The organism is Streptomyces sp. NPDC050433, from assembly GCF_044458565.1.
Lineage (GTDB): Bacteria > Actinomycetota > Actinomycetes > Streptomycetales > Streptomycetaceae > Streptomyces.
In genome coordinates this window covers 85,967-104,229 of sequence record NZ_JBITIB010000007.1, presented here as the reverse complement: position 1 = coordinate 104,229, position 18,263 = coordinate 85,967, and the positions used below count along the sequence as shown (strand labels likewise).

Here is an 18,263-nt window from a genome sequence, read left to right as displayed (position 1 = left end):
ACGAAGCACTCCGGTGCCGCGGCAGGCGGCGGACCGGCCTCATGTCCGCAGGTGCGACGCGCCGTTGAGGTCCAGGATCGTTCCCGACGACCACTCCGCCTCGGGCGAGGCCAGCCACAGCACCGCCGCCGCGATCTCCCGCGCCGTCGCCACCCGGCCGAACGGGCTCTGCGCCCGGATCGCCTCGCCCTCCGGCCCGGACAGGCGGTCGGCCACCCGTTCCGTGTCGAAGAAGCCCGGTGCGACGGAGGCGACGGCGATGCCGTGCGGCGCGAGCGAGACCGCGAGTGACTGGCCCAGCGCGTGCACCGCCGCCTTCGTGGCACCGTACGCCGGGTGGTCCGGCTCGCCCCGGAACGCGCCGCGTGAGCCGATGTTGACGATCCGGCCGCCCGTGCCGCGCTCGATCATCGACCGCGCCGCGCGGTGGCTGAGCAGCGCCGTGCCGAGGAGGTTCACCGAGAGGTGGCGCTGCCAACTCGCCGCCCAGTCCTCGTACGACGTGGTGGGCAGCGGATGACGCTCGTTCACCGCCGCGTTGTTCACGAGTACGTCGACGCCGCCCAGTGCCTCCAGCGCCGCGTCCGCGATCCGGGCCGCGCCCTCCGGGTCCGACACGTCGCCTCTCACCAGCACGTGGCCTGTGCCGTCGAGGGAGTCGAGGGTGCGGCGCGCGTCGTCCTCACGGGTGCCGTAGTGGACGGCGACGCGGTCGCCGTTGGCGGCGAAGGCGCGGGAGACGGCGCGGCCGAGACCTCGCGAGGCGCCGGTGACCAGGACCCGGCGGCCGGTCTGCGGGAAGTACATGGGGAGGGCCCTTCGGGGGAGGGAAGCGAGTCGTCAGCCGTCGACGCCGTTGTACGCCCGTATCGCCGACGTACCGATCCGGCCGTACCAGCCCGACGTGTCGGACGCGAGCCCGTCGATGATGCCAGGCAGTGACCAGGTGCGCCGCGGCGTACCGTCGGTGAGGCGCAGAGCGGTGCAGGTGGCGCCGCACGCCGCGTAGACCGTGTCGCCGGCGACGACCGGCGGTATCTTCGCGATCCCCGTCAGCCGCCGCGTCCACCGGGGCTTCCCGGACACCGGATCGACGGCCTCAAGGGTGTCCGCCCTCGCCCAGTGCAGCACCAGACCGCCCGCGGTGACCGGCGCGCGCTCTCCGCCCGTCCGCCGCTGCCAGCTTGTCTCGGCGCCGAGTGTGGGGCGCGGGCGCGGCCAGATCGACTTCCCGCTGTCGGGGTCGAAGCCCCGCAGCGCGCCCGCCGTGGCCAGCAGGCCCCTGCCGCCCGCCTCGCCGACGGCCGTGGCGCCCGGAGTCACGGCGTGGATCCCTGCCGCGACCGCGACGCGCCCGCCGCCGCGTGCGCGGACGATGTGCAGCTTGCCCGCCGTGGTGAGCAGGGCGAAGTTCCCCGCGGCCGGCAGCGCGGCGGCGGCGAGCCACCGGTCGTCGCCGTCCTTCAACCCCTCGTACGTCCAGAGCGTCCTGGCCGACGCCGCGTCGACACCGAGCACCCGCCACCCGAGAGCGGCGCCCAGCAGCATCGTGCGGCCCAGCGCCGCCGGTGGCTGCGTCCCGCCCAGCTCCCGCGCCCAACGGACCGTCCCTGTGCGCAGATCGATGGCCTCCAGCTCCTTCGCGTCCTCCCGGTCCTCGTACGACGAGATCAGCGCGCCGTCGACGACGGTGACCCATTCGGCAGTCAGCCGCTGCACGGGATCGGCCGTGGCGCGTTCCTTTCCCGAGCCGACATCGACGACGGGAAGCCCCACATCGGGCGCCACCAGACTCCCGTCCGCCACGCCCCACACACCTGGCGCGCCCACCGAGGCCTCCAGTTCCCAGCGGCGGGCCCCGTCGGAGGCCGCGCAGGCACGGACGTAGCCCGCGCCGCCCAGGGCGAGTGATCCGTGCAGCAGCAGGGTGCCGCCGGAGAGCAGCAGGGCGTCGACCTCCCCCGACTCCGCCGTGAGACTCCAGCGGAGCGCGCCCGGCTCGGCCGAGCCCTTCTTGAGGTCCAGCTCCGCACCGTCGGTGAGGCCGCCCGGACGGGGGTTTCCCCAGCCGCGTACGACGGAGACGCCGAGCAGCCCGGTCAGGCCGCCGGCGCCGGCCAACAGCACTCCCCGGCGCGCCAGTTCACGGCGCCGCTCGACGCGCCGTGCCCGGTCGGAGGGGTCGCGACCGGGGCGGGGCGCCGGGGCCGTCACCTCCTTCGTGGGAACCACGGCGGTGTGCTCGCGCGGCCGGGCCTCGTCCTTGTCGCGGCCCGCCTCGTCGCCCCGTACCAGGCTTCGCAACGGCTCCTCGCGCCACCACAGCGGCGACTCGGGATCGGCCGTCCGCTCCAGCACGGCGGCGACCGAAGGCCGTTGCCCCGGCTCCTTGTTCAGACAGCCGGCGATCAGCCCGCGCAGCTCGCCGGGCACGTCGTCCAGGCCGGGCTCCTCGTGCACTGCCCGGTAGAGCAGGATCGCGACCGTTCCGTCCCCGAAGGGATTGCGGCCGGTGGCGGCGAAGGCGAGGACCGCGCCGAGCGCGAACACGTCGGCCGCCTCCGTCACCGGCGAGTTCCCCGTGATCTGCTCGGGTGCGATGAAGCCGGGCGTCCCCACGATGTCCCCGGCCGCGGTGATCCCCTGGTCGCCGAGCGCACGGGCGATCCCGAAGTCGATGACGCGCGGCCCCTCGGCCGTGACCAGGACGTTGGAGGGTTTGAGGTCGCGGTGGACGAGTCCCGCGCCATGGATGCTCGTCAGCGCCTCGGCGAGCGCAGCACCCAGCGACCGTACGACAGGCACGGTCAGCGGCCCGGCGGCGGCGACCGCGCGCCGCAGCGTGACGCCCGGCAGGTAGGCGGTGGCCAGCCACGGCACCGGGGACGCGGGATCGGCGTCGAGGACAGCGGCCGTGTGCGCCCCCGTCACGGCGCGGGCGGCGGCGGCCTCGCGCCGGAAGCGCTCCCGGAAGTGCGGTTCGGCCGCGAGGTGCGCGTGGACGGTCTTCACCGCGACCAGCCGGCCACCGGTCGTACGGCCCAGATAGACCCGGCCCATCCCACCGGCACCGAGCCGGCCGAGCAGCCGTACGGAGCCGAGTGCGGCGGGGTCGCCGGGCAGCAGGGGATCGGTCATGTCGGCTCCGGTGCGGCGAAGGTGGACAGCGTGCCGTCGTCCGACACCACATGGACGAGACCCACTTGCGCGTCGGCGCCCGGTCCTGCGAGCACGGTCCGCACCTCGCCCGTCTCGGCGGCCCACACCAGCGCGCCCGTCGCCGCGTTCCGCGCGTGCACGCCCCAGCCGGGGCGGCGGTCGGGCGTGTCCTCGCCCTCCGGCGCCCTCCCCAGGCCGTACACGAGCCCGTCGGCCACCAGCAGGTCGCTCTCCGTCGGCAGGCCGATGTCCGTCAGGCTCCAGCGGGTGCGGCCGGTGTCCGCGTCGAGGGCCCGCACCGTGTCGTACGTGGCGGTGTGCACGCGCCCCGCGTGCGCCGTGGGGGTGATCGCGGTCTCGGTCTCGTCCTCGGGCAGGTCACGGCTCCACAGGGTGCGCCGGGTCGCGAGGTCGACGGCCTTGAGCCGGCCGTCCGTCGAGTAGTGGCGGACGCCGGGGAAGCCGAGATACGACTCCGGGTAGCGCGCGCCGCGAGGTATCTGGCGGTCGAGTGCGCCGTCGGCGGCGCGCAGCACGGTGAGTGGTTCGTCCGTCTGGTTCTCCTCCGTGACGAGCGACGTGGTCGCCGCCGCCACGCCGATCCGGCCCTCCCGCTGGTGGAGCCCCTCCACCTCCGCCCGCGCGCCCTGGTGGAACCAGAGGGGGTCTCCGGTGCGCGGGTCGTAGCCGTACGCGCGCCAGGGCAGTTCCTGGCCGGTGCGGCGCTCCCACTGCGTCGAGTACGAGGCGTAGGTGACGACGCAGAGGATGTCCGCGGAGACGGAGAGTACGGATTTCTCGCCGTCGACCGCGACGACCGGGTCGGAGGTGGGGGTCTCGCGCAGTCTCAGGGGGCGATGCGGGTTGTGGATCCTGGGGTCGGCGGACCATCGCTGGACGCCGGTCGCGGCGTCCAGGGCGATGACCTCGGTCGAGAACATGGCAGGGGAGGAGCGCAGTACGTGGACGAGTTCGTCACCCGGCACCGTGTCGGTGATGTGCTCGGCCGGGTACTTCCAGGCGATGGCCCCGCTCCTGGCGTCGAGGCGGGTCAGCCCCGCCTCGTCCCTCAGGTAAAGGGCCTCGCCGTGCCGTATCGGCCGGGCCTCGCCGATGTCACGGGTCCACAGGGCGCGGCCGAGTGTGTACGGGCCCGGCGAACCGGAGGCGCCCGGGTCCTCCCCGTCGCTGCTGCCGCCGCCGGTGAGTTCGGTGAGCCAGGCGACCGCGCCGATCGCCGAGCCGGCGGCGAGGGCGGCGCCGCCCCAGCGCAGGAACCGTCTGCGGGACGCGCCCCGGCCGCGGCTCACGACGGTGTCAGCGCGCGCGCCGGGTGCGGGCGTCCTGTCGCTGGGCACCGAAAGGGCGTTGGCCGGTCCGTCGGCCGACGGTTCCACGGCCCCCGCCGCCCCCGCCGCCCCCGCCGCCCCCGTCGCCTTCGCGACCAGCGCGGCCACTTCCTCCTCGCGGTGCCGGATCAGACCGGACACCGCCTCCCGCTCCCACCACGGATCGCCCTCGGTCCACGCCGCGCACGCGGTCAGCACCTCGGCCACGGTGGGCCGGTCGGCGGGCTCCTGGCTCAGACAGCTCCCCAGCAACTCCCGCCACCCGGTGGCTCCCTCCCGCGCGCCCGCCGTCTCCGCCACCCCGTCGAGATCCGCGGGGCCGTGCATGGTCCGGTACAGCACCTGGTGCACCGGTCCGGTGCCGAACGGCGGACGGCCGGTCGCCGCGTACGTGAGCAGCGCCCCGAGCGCGAACACATCGACGGCCGGGCCCGGTTCGCCCTCCCCGGAGAGCAGTTCGGGCGCGATGAAGCCGGGGGAGCCGACGACCTCACCGCTGTCGGTCAGGCTCTCGTCGGCGGCGGTCCGCGCGATGCCGAAGTCGATGACCATCGGGCCGTCGCGCGTCACGACGATGTTCGACGGCTTGAGGTCGCGGTGGACCAGCCCCGCGGCGTGCACGGCGGCCAGCGCCTCCGCCAGCGCGGCCCCGAGCGCGGCGAGTTCGCCCGCGGCCAGGGGCCCGAGGGCCGAGACCGCCCCGGTGAGGGTCGGGCCCGTGCAGAACTCGGTGGCCAGCCAGGGGCGTACGGCCTCCGGGTCGGCGGCGAGCACGGCGGCCGTGAACGGCCCCGCCACCGACCGGGCGGCGGCGGTCTCCCGCCGGAAGCGCTCCCGGAACTGGGGGTCCGCCGCGAGATGTTCGTGCACCGTCTTGACGGCGACCAGCCGGCCGGAGGCCGCCCTGCCGAGATGGACCCGGCCCATGCCGCCCTCGCCGAGCAGAGCGACCAGGCGGTACCCACCGAGCTGTTCCACTGTGGCTCCCCCTCCGAACCCACCGCGCCCACCACCGGTACACGGCCGATCACTGCGACGCACAGAGAGCATCCCAAGGTTGCGGCGGCCACTCGACACGGGCCGGCGCGCGCCGCGCCCGGACTCCAGCACCGCCGGTAAAACCCGTGGCAGCCCGCCGCTCGCTCTCCTAAAGTCATATTCGTCCAGGTGCGAAGGCGGGACCTACTTCCACTCTTAATGGGGAGGTCGCAGGTTCGAGTCCTGCCATCGGCTTTCGAGCCGATGTAGCTCAGTTGGCAGAGCACCTATGTCGGTTCCGCCGGCCTTGATCTCTGGACTTTCATTGAATTCGGGGGAATTCCCATGGCACGTTTCAACACTCACCTTTCGGTGGTCGGTGGCACCTCGCCCGTGCGGTCGACCGGCCGTAAGACCCGGACCCACCAGGGCGGTAGCGGACATCAGCGCGACGCGAAGTCCGAGCTGTTTCTGCTGGCTGTCGCCAACTTCGTTTCCCAGCAGACCTTTTACGAGTCCGGGGGCCGCCGTGACGACCGTTTCACCGCCCTCGTGCGCAAGCTCGCCGTCGAGGACCCGCAGTGGACCGCCGGTCTGCTGAGCTGGCTGCGCCGCGACGGGAACATGCGGACCGCCGCCCTTGTCGGCGCCGCCGAATATGTGCAGGCGCGTCTCGAACCGGGCGTCGTCACGGGCCCGTCGAACCGCCAGGTCATCGATTCCGTACTGCTGCGTGCCGATGAGCCCGGTGAAATGCTCGGTTACTGGACGTCGCGTTACGGGCGCCGGATTCCCAAGCCCGTCAAGCGGGGAACGGCCGATGCCGTCAAGCGCCTTTACAGCGGAAAGTCGCTGCTGAAGTACGACACGGCGTCGAAGGGTTATCGCTTCGGGGACATTCTCAATCTCGTGCATGCCTCGCCGGACCCGGCGAAGGCGTGGCAGGGCGAGTTGTTCCGTTACGCCCTGGACCGCCGGCACCACCCCGACAGCGCTGTTCCGCCCGCGTCGAACCGCACCCTCACCGCCCACCGCGAGCTGATGGCGCTGCCCGTCGCCGAGCGGCGCGCGGCGATCACGGCTCCCGGCGCCGCCGGGCGTCTGGCCGAGGCGGGCATGACGTGGGAGATGCTGGCGGGCTGGCTCCAGGGCCCGATGGACGCGTCGGCCTGGGAGGCCGTCATCCCGTCCATGGGGCCGATGGCTCTGCTGCGCAACCTGCGGAACTTCGACGAGGCCGGGGTGAGCGACGAGGTCGCGGCCAAGGTCGCCGCCGAGCTGTCCGCCCCGGCGGTCGTCGCCCGGTCGCGGCAGTTCCCGTTCCGCTATCTCGCGGCGTACCAGCACGCGCCGTCGCTGCGCTGGGCCTACCCGCTGGAGCGGGCGCTCGGCCACTCGCTGGCCAATGTGCCCGCGCTGCCGGGGCGCACGCTGATCCTGGTGGACCGCTCGGGCTCGATGTGGTCGCCGTTGTCGGACCGCTCGCAGCTCAACCGGGCGGACGCCGCGGCGATCTTCGGTACGGCGACGGCGATGCGCGCGGCCGACGCCGATCTGGTGGAGTTCGGCTCGGGCAGCGCCGCGGTGACGTACGGCCGCGGCGAGTCCGTGCTGAAGGTCCTGGAGCGCTTCGGCAGCCTGGGCGGTACGGACACGACGCTGGCGGTACGGAAGCACTACCGCGGCCACGACCGGGTGCTGATCGTCACGGACGAGCAGGCGTCGTACAGCCACTACGGCGACCCGACCGAGCAGCTCCCGGAGCGCGTTCCCGTCTACACCTGGAATCTGGCCGGATACCGGGCCGGGCACGGTCCTTCGGGCACCGGGAACCGGCACACGTTCGGCGGTCTCTCCGACGCCGCTTTCCGTATGGTTCCGCTGCTGGAGGCGGGTCGGGACGCCGACTGGCCGTGGGCGGGCCGACCGCCCACGGCCGGCCCGAACGGGGCCGCTGGGAAGGTCGTGGAGAGGGTCGTGGGGTCACTGGGGAACGAGTGATCCCGCGGCCCGTCGGTTGTCGGGCATGGCGCGTCGGGGGCCGTTGGGCGCATACTCCAGCTAATGACAAAGTCAGCCGGTTCCCGGCGCCACCTGCCGTCCAGTCCCTTCAACCGCCAAGGCCCGGCCTCACCTCCGCCCGAGCAGTTCGATGTGGGAGACCGTGTCTCCCATGATCAGTTCGGGTTGGGAAGAGTCATCGGAGTCGAGGGCGAGAACGCCGTGCTCATCGATTTCTCCGGCCGCCAGGGGCGGATCCTGAGCCCCTTCTCCAAACTGACCAAGCTCTGAAGATCCAGGCCCACGGGCCGCCGCGATCCCCGTGACCGCGGCGGCCCGTGCAGGCATGTCCGCCGGAAAGGCATGCCCTCCGGCGGCGCTCAGAGAGCCTTGGCCGCCGGCTTGACCATGCCGCGGACCGTGCGGGACTTCACGAACTCGCCGACGGCGGTCATCTCCCACTCGCCGGAGAACTGCTTGATCAGCTTGGCCATGATCACGCCGGTCTGCGGCTCGGCGCCCGTCAGGTCGAAGCGGACCAGCTCCTCGCCGGTCCGGGCGTCGAGCAGCCGGCAGTAGGCCTTCGCGACCTCGTTGAACTTCTGGCCGGTGAACGAGTTGACCGTGAAGACCAGGCCCGTGGCCTCCGCCGGCAGCCGGCCGAGGTCGACCACGATCGTCTCGTCGTCCCCGGCGCCCTCACCGGTGAGGTTGTCGCCGGAGTGCTTGATGGAACCGCCGAGGATGGAGAGCTTGCCGAAGTAGCAGCTCTCCAGATGGTTGCGGTTCGGTCCGTAGGCGATCACCGAGGCGTCGAGGTCGATGTCCTTGCCGCGGAACGCGGGCTCCCAGCCGAGGCCCATCTTGACCTGGGTCAGCAGCGGGGCGCCGCCCTTGACGAGCGACACCGTCTGGTTCTTCTGGAGGCTGACGCGGCCCTTGTCCAGGTTGATCTTCCCGGCGCCCGCCATGGGTGCCTGGGGCGGTGCCGGCGGGACAGGGGCTGAAGGGGTGGCGATCCGGGGATCGGCCAGTGAGGGGGTCGGAGCGGACGGCGGAACGGGCGCGGACGGCGGCACCGGTGCCGGCGGCGTCACGGGTGCCTGCGGTACCTGGGGGGCGACGGGCGTCACGGGCTCCTCGACGGAGACACCGAAGTCGGTGGCGATGCCCGACAGCCCGTTCGCGTACCCCTGGCCGACCGCACGGACCTTCCAGGCGCCGTTGCGCAGATAGACCTCCACGACCACCAGAGCGGTCTCCGAACCCAGATTCGGCGGGGTGAAGGTGGCGAGCGCGCTGCCGTCGTCGGCGTTGCGGATGGTCGCTGTGGGCTCGATGCCCTGGAAGCTCTGGCCCGCGGCGTCGGGGCTGGCCGTGACGACGATCTTCTCGATTCCGGCGGGGACGGCGGACGTGTCCACCACGATCGCGTCCGGAGCCGTACCGCCGCCGGACCGGTAGGTCACGCCCGGACCCGTCGGCTGGTTGTAGAAGATGAAGTCGTCGTCGGAGCGCACCTTGCCGTCGGCGGTGAGCAGCAGGCCCGATACGTCGAGCCGCACCGGGGCGGCGACGTCCACCGCCACGCGGGCGGCGGAGAGAGGGATGTTCGAGCCGGGGGTCATAGCTGTCATGCCAGAGGTAACGAACGACCCCTCTTTGCCGTTCCCTTACCCTCCAGGCCCTAGCCCGGACGGCTCAGTACGGCCACTGGGGTGGGTGTGTGCAGAAGTGGCCGCCCAGATGGGCGTGGTCGGGATTGTCCGGGTCCAGTTCGCCCTGCTCGGCGACGAGCTTGTCCGCGTACTGCTCGGAGTCGTCCTGGGGGTCGTACCCGAGCGCCCGCGCCGTCGAAAGATCCCACCACAGCCGGGTGTTGGCGGACGAGCCGTAGACGACGGAGTGCCGGACGTCCTCGGCCGTGAGCGCGGCGTGGAAGAGCCGCGCGCCGTCGCCGGGGCTCATCCAGACCGACAGCATCCGTACGGAGGTCGGCTCCATGAAGCAGGACCCGATCCGTACGGAGACGGTCTCCAGCCCGTGCAAGTCCCAGTAGAGCTGCGCCAGATCCTCGCCGAAGCACTTGGAGAGGCCGTAGAAGGTGTCGGGGCGGCGCGGGGTCCCGATCGGGATCAGCGCCTCCGAGTCGAGCGGATAGCCGCCGCGCGGCCGTGGCGTGAACCCGACGGCGTGGTTGCTGGAGGCGAAGACCACCCGCGCGGTGCCCTCTTCGCGTGCCGCCTCGTAGAGGTTGTACGTCCCCTCGATGTTGGCCCGCAGGATCTTGTCGAACGGCGCCTCCAGCGAGATCCCGGCGAGGTGGATGATCGCGTCGACGCCCTGGACGGCCTCGCGCAGCGCGCGCCTGTCGCCGAGGTCGGCCGTGATGGCGTCCGGTTCGCCTTCTATGGGAGTGGCGTCGAAGAGCCGGAGCTCGTACCCGTACGCGGGCAGCAGCCCCCGCATCAGGGTGCCGAGGCCGCCCGCTGCGCCGGTGAGCAGGACGGTTCGCGGTCGGGGCATGGGCTCGATCTCCTCGGACGTACTCGGGCGGGCCGGGAATGGCTCAGATTCATGGATGTGATTCACATGCGTGGACAAATTAAGGAGCATCGCGGTCACCGTCAAGTGTCGCGCGGAGACGGCCGATCCGCTCCTGGGTTGCGGCTTTCCGTCTTGACCGGCGCCGCGCGGCTGCCCTAGCGTGGCGCTGTTCAGAAATATGGACGCCGATCAGAATCGTGCACGAGTGTGCGTGCTCGCCGCACGGCCCAGGGAGCGCCAGTGACCTCAGCCCCGCTCGCCGCCCGCCTCACCCGAGTCGCCGGGCCACTGTTCTTCCCCGTCACCGCCTACGGTCCGGACGGCGCCCTCGACCTCGACGCGTACCGCGCGCACCTGCGAAGCGGCATCGACGCGGGAGCCGCCGCGGTCTTCGCCTGCTGCGGCACGGGCGAGTTCCACGCGCTCACCCCGGAGGAGTTCGGGGACTGCGTGCGTGCGGCCGTCGAGGAGACCGCCGGAGCGGTCCCCGTCGTGGCAGCCGCCGGTTACGGTACGGCAATCGCCGTCAGATACGCGCAGATCGCCGAGGCGGCCGGCGCCGACGGACTGCTCGCCATGCCTCCCTACCTGGTCGTCGCCGACCAGGAGGGCCTGCTGCGCCACTACACCGCGCTCGCCGCCGCCACCGGCCTGGAGATCATCGTCTACCAGCGAGACAACGTCCTCTTCACCCCCGAGACCGTCGTCGAACTCGCCAGGGTCGACGGCATCATCGGCCTCAAGGACGGCTACGGCGACCTCGATCTGATGCAGCGCATCCTCAGCGCCGTACGCACCGAGGAACCCGGCCGCGACTTCCTCTACTTCAACGGCCTGCCCACCGCCGAACTCACCGGCCTCGCCTACCGGGGCATCGGCATCAGCCTCTACTCCTCCGCCGTCTTCGCCTTCGCGCCCGAGATCGCCCTCGCCTTCCACCGCGCCCTCACCTCCGGCGACGACACAACCGTGAACAGGCTCATCGACGGCTTCTACCGGCCTCTGGTCGAACTGCGCGCCAGAGGACGCGGATACGCCGTCTCGCTCGTCAAGGCGGCCGTCAGGCTGCGCGGTTACGACGTCGGCGAGGTGCGCACACCCCTCAGTGAACCGCAGCCCGCGCACATCAAGGAACTCACCGAGATCATCGAACGCGGCTACGCGCTGCTCGCCGACGGAGAGGCGGGGAAGCGCGCGTGAAGACCTCCGCCTTCCTCTACCCGTGGGACGTCGTGGGCGATCCCGGCGCAGCCGCCCGCGTCGCGGATCTCGGCGTCCGGCAGGTCACCCTCGCCTCCGCCTACCACTCCACGCGCGCCCTGACCCCGCGCCACCCGCGCCACCGTGTCGTCACGGCCGAACACGCCGCCGTGCTCTACCCCATGGACGAGGGCCGCTGGGGGGACGCCGAACTGCGCCCGTACGCCGCCGGCGACTGGGCCCGCGCCGACGCCTACGGCGAGGCCGCCGCGGCGCTCGCCGACGCGGGACTCGACGTGCACACCTGGGTCGTCCTCGCGCACAACTCCCGGCTGGGCGCCGAGCATCCCAGTACCTCCGTGGTGAACGCCTACGGCGACCGCTACCCCTGGGCCCCGTGCATCGCGCGCCCCACCGTCCGTACCTACCTCGCCTCGCTCGCCGCGGAAGCCGCCGTACGGCCCGGAGCGGCGGGCACCGAACTGGAATCCCTCGGCTGGTACGGGCTCGCGCACCTGCACGCCCACGACAAGATCGGCGGCGTCCCCCTCGGCGAGGCCGCGCAGTACCTGATGTCGCTCTGCTTCTGCTCCGTCTGCCGCGCCGGGTATCTGTCGCTGGGGCTGGACGCCGACGAGTTGAACACCGCCGTCAGACGCGCCCTGAAGCCCGTCTGGAGCGGCGCTGAGGGTCCCGGCACCCCCTCGGGATGGCAGGGCGTCGAGAGGCTCCTGGGCGCCGGTCTCGCGGCGACCACCCTCAACTGGCGGGTCCGGACCGCCCGTACGCTCCAGGAGGCCACCGTCACCGCCGTGCGCGCGCAGGCGGGCCCCGGCTTCCAGGTGCTGCTCCACGCCGACCCCCACCCGCACCGAACCGGGGCCAACGCCGGGGTCGACCCCGCGCACATTCTGGGCATCGCCGACGGGGTCGTCCTGCCCTGCACGGGCGGCGCGGCGGAGGCGATGCTGACACCGTTCGCCGCGCACTGCCACGAATCCACCGTGCTGGCCGCCAACTTCACCGTCGTCCAGGGCATGGGCGGCAGCCCGCACAGCCTCGCCGCCGACGCGGCGCACGCACGCTCGCTCGGCGCGACCGAACTGCGGCTCTACCACGCCGGCCTGGCGTCGGACGCGGACCTGGCCGCCGTCGCCGACGCGCTCTCACGCCTCGGCTGACCGGACCTGCGGCAGCCCTCCGTAGAAGGCGAGGCTCCCCGCCGTCAGCAGACCGATCACCCCGGTGACCGGCAGCAGGACCGTGATGTCGACGAACGCGATCAGTCCCGCGCCGAGCGCGAGGGACACCGCGTTCGGCACGTAGATCAGGGTGTTGGCGGTGGCGGCGGTCCGCCCGAGCACCGCGTCCGGCGTCTCCCGCTGCACCGCCGTGAGCGCGACGATCAGCACGCACGGCAGCCCGATCCCGACCGCCACCGCGCTCGCCAGCACCACGGCGTCGTACGGCAGCGCCCGAAGCCCCACGGCGGCGGCGAACAGCGCGATGCCACCGGCGGCGAACACCCGCTCCGGCATCCTGCGCATCAGCGGGCCCGCCAACAGCCCGACGGCGACCGAGCCGACGCCCTGGAGCGCGTAGAGCAGACCTACGTACGTAGGAGCGTGCCCGAGGCCCTTGTCGACCACCGCGTAGATCGCGGCGCCGTTGAGCCCCGCGAGCAGCATGGTGACCGACCCGGCCAGCACGAGGGGCCGCAGGACCGGCGACTGCCGCAGCACGCGCGCCCCCTCGGCCGTCCGGGACAGCCAGCCGCCCTCGCGGTCCGGCACCGGCTTCTCCTCCCGGACCCGCATCAGCGCGAAGAGGCCGGCGGCCAGCGCGAACGTCACGGTGTCGAGCAGGGCGACCGTCCCGCCGCCGTAGGCGGCGTACAGTCCGGCGCCCGCGAGCGGCGCGAGGAGCTTCATGCCCTCGTTGGCCGTCATCCGCAGCCCGTTGAAGTCACCGAGCAGCCGTTTGTCGATCGCCGTGGCGACCAGGGCCGCCTCGGCCGCGTCCTGGACGACGCCGCTGACGCCGTACACGAGCAGCACGGCGAACAGGATCCAGATCCGGTCGGCCGAGTCGACCACGAGCAGCAGGGGCAGCAGCGCGGCCATGGCGAGATTGCAGAACACCAGCAGCGGCCTGCGCCGCCACCGGTCGGCCACCGCCCCCAGCAGCGGCCCCATCAGCGTCGGCGCCCACATCGCGAAGACCGTCAGGGCCGCCAGGCTGTCCGACCCGGTGAGCGACTTGACCCAGATACCGCCGACCAGCCACATCGCCGACGTACCGAAACCGGACACCACGACGCCGGTCAGATACAGCCCGGCGTTGCGGTCACGGAGGACGGTGGATATCGCCCAGTCCGCGCCCGTACGCTTCCCGGCCCGTTTCGCCGTCTGTTTCCCCGTCTGTTTCCCCGTCCCCATCGGCACATCCTGGCACGACGGACCCCGGCTGCCACAGGAGCGGGGGAGGGCGGTCAGCGCACCGCCGCCTCCATCATCCGCTTGGCGATCGGCGCCGCCAGACCGTTGCCGCTGACCTCCGAGCGCGCCGCGTCCGAGTCCTCGACCACCACGGCCACCGCCACCTCCTTGCCCGTCGACGCGTCCTTCGCGTACGAGGTGAACCAGGCGTACGGCGTCCGGCTGTTGGCCACGCCGTGCTGGGCCGTGCCCGTCTTGCCACCGACCTCGGCCCCGTCGATCCGGGCGTTCGAGCCCGTGCCCTCGTCGACCACCGTCACCATCGCGCCGCGCAACTGCTCGGCCGTCGAGGACGAGACGATCCGGCGCGAGGACTCGTCCTCGTAAGAGGTGAGCGTGTCGCCGCCCGCGTCCACCACCTTGGACACCATGTGCGGCGATTCGAGGACCCCGTCGTTGGCCAGCGCCGACGTGACCATCGCCATCTGGAGCGGTGTGGCCGTGACATCGAACTGGCCGATGCCCGTCAGCGCCGTCTGCGCGGCGTCCATGCCGGACGGATAGACACTCTCGGCCGCCCGTACCGGCACGTCCCGCTCGGTGTCGTTGAAGCCGAGCTTCGACGCCATCGCGCCCACCTTGTCCTCGCCGAGGTCCGCGGCCATCTTGGCGAAGACGTTGTTGCACGAGTACTGGAGCGCCGTGCGGATCGTCGCGTCCTCGCAGGGCGCCGACGCGTTCTCGTTCTTCAGGACCGTGCTCGTGCCGGGCAGCGTGAACGGATCCGGGCTCTGTGTCCGGGTGTCCACCGATCCGTACAGCCCGTCCTCCAGGGCCGCCGCGGCCACCACCAGCTTGAAGGTCGAACCGGGCGGCAGCGGCTGCCGCAGCGCCCGGTTGACCATCGGCTTGTCCGCGTCGGTGTTCAGCCCGCTCCAGGCGTCTCCGTCGGTCGTGCCGCTGATCGTCGAGGGGTCGTACGACGGGGTGCTGACCATCCCGAGGATCTTGCCGGTCGCCGGGTCGATCGCGACGGCCGCGCCCTTCTTGTCACCGAGCGCCTCGAAACCGGCCTTCTGCACCGCCGGGTCGATCGTCGTCAGGACACTGCCCGGCGCGGCCTGCTCGCCGGTGAGTGTGCCCAGCGGATCCTTCAGCCGGGGGTCCGTGCCGTCGAGGACGTGGGAGTAGATGCCCTCGAGCTGTGTGGAGCCGTACGCCTGCGAGCTGTAGCCGGTGACCGCCGCGTACAGCTCACCGTTCGTATAGGTCCGTTTGTACTTCAGGTCGTCGCTGGCCGACGTCCTGGCCGAGCCCGTCACGGGGGTGCCGGCCACGACGATGTCGCCCAGTGGCTGGGCGTACTGGTCGATGAGCGTGCGTCGGTTGCGTTCGTTGTCCGCGAGGGCCTTGCTCTCGTACGCCTGCACCCAGGTGGCCCGCACCAGCAGGGCGAGCACCAGGAGCAGACAGACGACCGAGGTCCGCCTGATTGTCTTGTTCATCCCATCCCGTCCTTCCCCATCAAGGACGAACGGGACCGGACGCCGCGTTCCGCCGCGCGCCTCTTCTCAGAAACTCTTCATACCGGGCCGACCTCCTTTGAAGGCGGCTGTCACCTCGGGCTGACGAACCCCGATTCGTACGCCGCGATCACCGCCTGCGTACGGCCCCTGGCGCCGGTCTTCGCGAGCACCGACGCGACGTGCGACTTCACCGTCGCCGGACCGACGCCGAGCCGCCCCGCGATCTCCGCGTTCGTCAGACCGGTCGCCATCAGCCGCAGTACGTCCGCCTCGCGCTCGGTGAGCCGGCTCGCCCAGCGCGGCGGCGCGGGCTTCCCGCGGGCGTACTCCGCCGCCAGGCCCCGAAGCGCGGCCGGGAAGAGCAGCGAATCGCTCCGCGCCACCAGCCGGACCGCCTGGACGAGGTCCTCGGCCCCCGCCCGTTTCAGCAGGAACCCGGAGGCGCCGACGCGCAGCGCGTCGTACACGTAGCTGTCGTTCTCGAAGGTCGTCACGACGACGACGCGCGGCAGCGGGGCGGATGCCGGTGCTGGTGCCGGTGCGCCGAGGATCTGTTCGGTCGCGCGGATACCGTCGATCTCCGGCATCCGCACGTCCATCAGCACGACGTCCGGCCGCACCGCGCGCACCACGGACACCGCCTCGGCGCCCGTCGACGCCTCGCCGACGACCGTCAGGTCCGGCTCCGCCTCCAGGATGACGCGCAGCGCCGTACGGACCATCCGCTCGTCGTCGGCGAGCACCACCCTGATCTCGTTCACGGTCGATCCCTCCGGGCGCCCGCGTCGGCGGTAGGCGGGAGGGCGACGGACAGCCGCCACAGCGGCCCGTCCGGACCCGCCGAGGTGTGCCCGCCGAGCAGCGTGGCCCGCTCCGCGACGCCGCGCAGTCCGCGCCCGCCGCCGGGGCGTACGACCGGGGCGGTGGTGGGCAGCGGATTCTCCATCGTTATCTCCAACTTCTCGGTGCTCAGTGCGACATGCAGGGTGACGGGCGCGGCCCCGCCGTGCCGCAGGGCGTTGCTCAGCCCCTCCTGGACGATGCGGTACGCCTCGCGCGACACCGGCTCCGGCACCGTCGCGATGTCCCCCTCGACGGTCAGCGCGACGTGTACGCCGCTGTGGGCGAGCAGCGCGTCCAGCGCGTCCAGCGTCGGCCCGGAAGGCGGTCCGTGCTCGTGTACGTGTTCGTGTTTGTCGTCCTGCCGCAACAGGCCCAGCACGGAGTCCAGTTCGCCCACCGTGCGCCGGGTGGTCTCCTCGATCGCGGCCAGTGCCTCCCGTACGAACTCCCTGTCCCGCGGCGCGTCGCTGTCCAGGATCCGGCGCGCCGCGCCCGCCTGGAGGGTCACGGCGCTCAGCGCGTGGCCGACCGAGTCGTGCAGCTCGCGGGCGAGCCTGTTGCGCGCGGCGAGATCCGCCGCGCGGCGTTCGGCGGCGGCCAGCCGGTCGGACGGCGTCGGCCCGAGCAGCACGGGGGCCAGACGCGCCAGCAGCCCGCTCGCCGCCGCCGCGCACGCCGCCAGGGCGACGAGCGACAGGACCCCGGCGAGCGGCGACAGAGCCATGGTCCAGCCCTGGGCGAAGACACGGGGCATCCCGAGCCAGGACTCCCGCATCGCGGGCGACAGCGGCAGCACCATCAGCGCCACCGCGAACGGCGGCACCGCCAGCGACATGCCGCTGATGATCCCGCCGAGCCCGACATGCAGGGTGAACCAGCCGGTCGTACGCACACGGGCCGCACGCGAGCGGGCGGGCCCGTCGGCCAGGGAGCCCTCCGGGATCGCGCACAGCGCCCGCGCCGCCGCCACCGAGAGCGGCCGTACGAGCGGGAACAGCGCGCTCGCCGCGGCGAGCGGCAGAGCGACCGCGTACGCGCCGAACTGGAGCGTCAGGGAGCTGGCGAACATGGTGCCGGTGCCGATGAGCGGGCCGACGATCACTGTGCCGAGCAGCCAGTACGGCATCAACAGCGCGCCGCCGAGGATCAGATGCGTCCAGCGCAGCCGGGCCCGGCCGCCGACGAGCGGGCGGAGGACAGCCGCAGCCGGCCGCCGGAGCAGGGCTTTCATACGGCGCGGCGCCGCAGTACGAGGACGACGCTGCTGAACAGCAGGAACCCGGCGAGCATCGACACAGCGTAGGTCAGCACCATCAGGGCGGCGGCCCGCTGGTCCGGATCGCTGGGCAGCGCCGTGACGAGCAGGAGGAAGCCGCCCCAGCAGCCGAGCGTGCCCGACCCCACCCACGCGGCGGCGAGCGGGGCTCTCGTCGACAGGCCGGCGCCCGCACGGAAGCCGAAGGCGAGCAGCAGCGTGCCCACCACCGCGACGACGGCGAACAGCGCGTTGACGCCCTCCACGAGGTAGAAGTCGGTCGACCGGCTGTCGACCCGGTCGGCGCTCAGCCCGGTCGTCGCCCCCGTCGCCCAGAGCAGATGCATGGCGGCGGGCAGCAGCGCCGGCAGCGAACCGGCCGCGGCGGTCGCACGTACGGACGTCGTCGTCGGCACGTCCCCGACGCGGCCCCGCCACAGATGGCCCCAGCGGCGCCGCGCGTACAGCACGAAGAGCGTGCCCAGGGTGAGGCCCTGGAGGATGAAGCCGGAGTAGACGACGCCGAACACCCACGGGTCGAGGAACGGCTCCGAGTTCGACGGCGCGGGGCGGGAGCCGTCGAGCATCGAGGCCGCCAGCTGGAGCGGATAACCGGTCATGATCGGCGCGAGCAGCCCCGTCGCGACCCACATGGGCAGGGTGAGCAGCCAGGCCGGGACGCGTCGCCCCCAGGGCTGTGTCAGCAGCAGCGCGAGGACCACCACGGTGGCGTCGAGGACGACGGACGCACCGTTGACGACGGCCATCCTGGTCCGGTGCTCCAGCAGCGTGCTGCCGTCGGGGATACCGGTCCTGTCCCCGGCGATCCAGAGGATCTTGAGCGTGATGTACGGGAGGCAGGAGGCGATCGCGACGGTGCGCAGCACCCGTACCCCTCGTCCGGGGAGAGGCGCGGTGCCGGCTGTGGCGGCCGATGGCAAGGTCATGCCATCCACACTCACGGCCG

Annotated in this window: 14 protein-coding genes and 1 tRNA gene; 5 read left to right on the top strand and 10 right to left on the bottom strand. The window is 72.5% G+C overall.

Annotated elements, in window-relative coordinates; all coding sequences use genetic code 11:
- Positions 1-39 precede the first annotated feature (39 nt).
- From ACIBLA_RS10965 to ACIBLA_RS10955, 3 genes are read right to left on the bottom strand one after another with little or no spacing between them, the layout of a single operon-like run.
- Positions 40-807, bottom strand: coding sequence for an SDR family NAD(P)-dependent oxidoreductase (locus ACIBLA_RS10965; RefSeq protein WP_399198411.1), 768 nt, complete (start codon positions 805-807; stop codon positions 40-42).
- A gap of 33 nt (positions 808-840) precedes the next feature.
- The gene (locus tag ACIBLA_RS10960; RefSeq protein WP_399198410.1) at positions 841-3,138 is read right to left on the bottom strand and encodes a protein kinase; all 2,298 of its coding nucleotides are present in this window, start codon (positions 3,136-3,138) and stop codon (positions 841-843) included.
- The gene (locus tag ACIBLA_RS10955) at positions 3,135-5,486 is read right to left on the bottom strand and encodes a protein kinase (RefSeq protein WP_399198409.1); all 2,352 of its coding nucleotides are present in this window, start codon (positions 5,484-5,486) and stop codon (positions 3,135-3,137) included. Before ACIBLA_RS10955 ends, ACIBLA_RS10960 begins: the two co-directional genes overlap by 4 nt.
- 182 nt (positions 5,487-5,668) lie before the next feature.
- On the opposite strand from ACIBLA_RS10955, the gene ACIBLA_RS10950 reads away from it, so the two are divergent.
- The 3 genes from ACIBLA_RS10950 to ACIBLA_RS10940 all read left to right on the top strand — a co-directional run bounded on the left by ACIBLA_RS10950 (position 5,669) and on the right by ACIBLA_RS10940 (position 7,778).
- A tRNA-Lys gene (locus ACIBLA_RS10950) sits at positions 5,669-5,738 on the top strand.
- 93 nt (positions 5,739-5,831) lie between these two features.
- On the top strand, positions 5,832-7,487 hold the full coding sequence (locus ACIBLA_RS10945) for a TROVE domain-containing protein (RefSeq protein ID WP_399198407.1): 1,656 nt from the start codon (positions 5,832-5,834) through the stop codon (positions 7,485-7,487).
- A gap of 63 nt (positions 7,488-7,550) precedes the next feature.
- Positions 7,551-7,778: a hypothetical protein gene (locus ACIBLA_RS10940; protein ID WP_363241526.1), complete on the top strand. Its 228-nt coding sequence runs from the start codon at positions 7,551-7,553 to the stop codon at positions 7,776-7,778.
- An 89-nt stretch (positions 7,779-7,867) separates the two neighbouring features.
- Here ACIBLA_RS10940 and ACIBLA_RS10935 read toward each other — a convergent pair whose 3' ends face one another.
- The gene (locus tag ACIBLA_RS10935) at positions 7,868-9,124 is read right to left on the bottom strand and encodes a TerD family protein (RefSeq protein ID WP_363241525.1); all 1,257 of its coding nucleotides are present in this window, start codon (positions 9,122-9,124) and stop codon (positions 7,868-7,870) included.
- 64 nt (positions 9,125-9,188) lie between these two features.
- Positions 9,189-10,013 (bottom strand): NAD(P)-dependent oxidoreductase, encoded by an 825-nt coding sequence (locus ACIBLA_RS10930; RefSeq protein ID WP_363241524.1) that lies wholly within the window; start codon positions 10,011-10,013, stop codon positions 9,189-9,191.
- Positions 10,014-10,274: 261 nt separating this feature from the next.
- On the opposite strand from ACIBLA_RS10930, the gene ACIBLA_RS10925 reads away from it, so the two are divergent.
- Positions 10,275-11,234 carry a 5-dehydro-4-deoxyglucarate dehydratase gene (locus ACIBLA_RS10925; RefSeq protein WP_363241523.1) on the top strand — a complete coding sequence of 320 codons (960 nt, stop codon included), beginning with the start codon at positions 10,275-10,277 and terminating at the stop codon, positions 11,232-11,234.
- The gene (locus ACIBLA_RS10920) at positions 11,231-12,415 is read left to right on the top strand and encodes a hypothetical protein (protein ID WP_399198406.1); all 1,185 of its coding nucleotides are present in this window, start codon (positions 11,231-11,233) and stop codon (positions 12,413-12,415) included. Before ACIBLA_RS10925 ends, ACIBLA_RS10920 begins: the two co-directional genes overlap by 4 nt.
- Here ACIBLA_RS10920 and ACIBLA_RS10915 read toward each other — a convergent pair.
- From ACIBLA_RS10915 to ACIBLA_RS10895, 5 genes are all read right to left on the bottom strand, one after another.
- The gene (locus ACIBLA_RS10915; RefSeq protein WP_399198405.1) at positions 12,401-13,672 is read right to left on the bottom strand and encodes an MFS transporter; all 1,272 of its coding nucleotides are present in this window, start codon (positions 13,670-13,672) and stop codon (positions 12,401-12,403) included. The genes ACIBLA_RS10920 and ACIBLA_RS10915 overlap by 15 nt on opposite strands.
- Positions 13,673-13,725: 53 nt before the next feature.
- Positions 13,726-15,177, bottom strand: a complete 1,452-nt coding sequence (locus ACIBLA_RS10910; protein ID WP_399198404.1) for a penicillin-binding transpeptidase domain-containing protein — start codon at positions 15,175-15,177, stop codon at positions 13,726-13,728.
- 110 nt (positions 15,178-15,287) lie between these two features.
- Positions 15,288-15,950 (bottom strand): response regulator, encoded by a 663-nt coding sequence (locus tag ACIBLA_RS10905; RefSeq protein WP_399198467.1) that lies wholly within the window; start codon positions 15,948-15,950, stop codon positions 15,288-15,290.
- A 5-nt stretch (positions 15,951-15,955) separates the two neighbouring features.
- Positions 15,956-17,272 carry a histidine kinase gene (locus ACIBLA_RS10900; RefSeq protein WP_363241519.1) on the bottom strand — a complete coding sequence of 439 codons (1,317 nt, stop codon included), beginning with the start codon at positions 17,270-17,272 and terminating at the stop codon, positions 15,956-15,958.
- A complete protein-coding gene (locus ACIBLA_RS10895) occupies positions 17,269-18,243 on the bottom strand; it encodes a hypothetical protein (protein ID WP_399198403.1) in 975 nt (324 codons plus the stop codon). Before ACIBLA_RS10895 ends, ACIBLA_RS10900 begins: the two co-directional genes overlap by 4 nt.
- Between the last annotated feature and the right edge of the window lie 20 nt (positions 18,244-18,263).

Bases quoted from the DNA above. Each gene is read 5' to 3' on its own strand.
- ACIBLA_RS10965 (WP_399198411.1), bottom strand. From the start codon at position 807: ATGTACTTCCCGCAGACCGGCCGCCGGGTCCTGGTCACCGGCGCCTCG.
- ACIBLA_RS10960 (WP_399198410.1), bottom strand. From the start codon at position 3,138: ATGACCGATCCCCTGCTGCCCGGCGACCCCGCCGCACTCGGCTCCGTA.
- ACIBLA_RS10945 (WP_399198407.1), top strand. From the start codon at position 5,832: ATGGCACGTTTCAACACTCACCTTTCGGTGGTCGGTGGCACCTCGCCC.
- ACIBLA_RS10940 (WP_363241526.1), top strand. From the start codon at position 7,551: ATGACAAAGTCAGCCGGTTCCCGGCGCCACCTGCCGTCCAGTCCCTTC.
- ACIBLA_RS10935 (WP_363241525.1), bottom strand. From the start codon at position 9,124: ATGACAGCTATGACCCCCGGCTCGAACATCCCTCTCTCCGCCGCCCGC.
- ACIBLA_RS10930 (WP_363241524.1), bottom strand. From the start codon at position 10,013: ATGCCCCGACCGCGAACCGTCCTGCTCACCGGCGCAGCGGGCGGCCTC.
- ACIBLA_RS10915 (WP_399198405.1), bottom strand. From the start codon at position 13,672: ATGGGGACGGGGAAACAGACGGGGAAACAGACGGCGAAACGGGCCGGG.
- ACIBLA_RS10910 (WP_399198404.1), bottom strand. From the start codon at position 15,177: ATGAACAAGACAATCAGGCGGACCTCGGTCGTCTGTCTGCTCCTGGTG.
- ACIBLA_RS10900 (WP_363241519.1), bottom strand. From the start codon at position 17,272: ATGAAAGCCCTGCTCCGGCGGCCGGCTGCGGCTGTCCTCCGCCCGCTC.
- ACIBLA_RS10895 (WP_399198403.1), bottom strand. From the start codon at position 18,243: ATGACCTTGCCATCGGCCGCCACAGCCGGCACCGCGCCTCTCCCCGGA.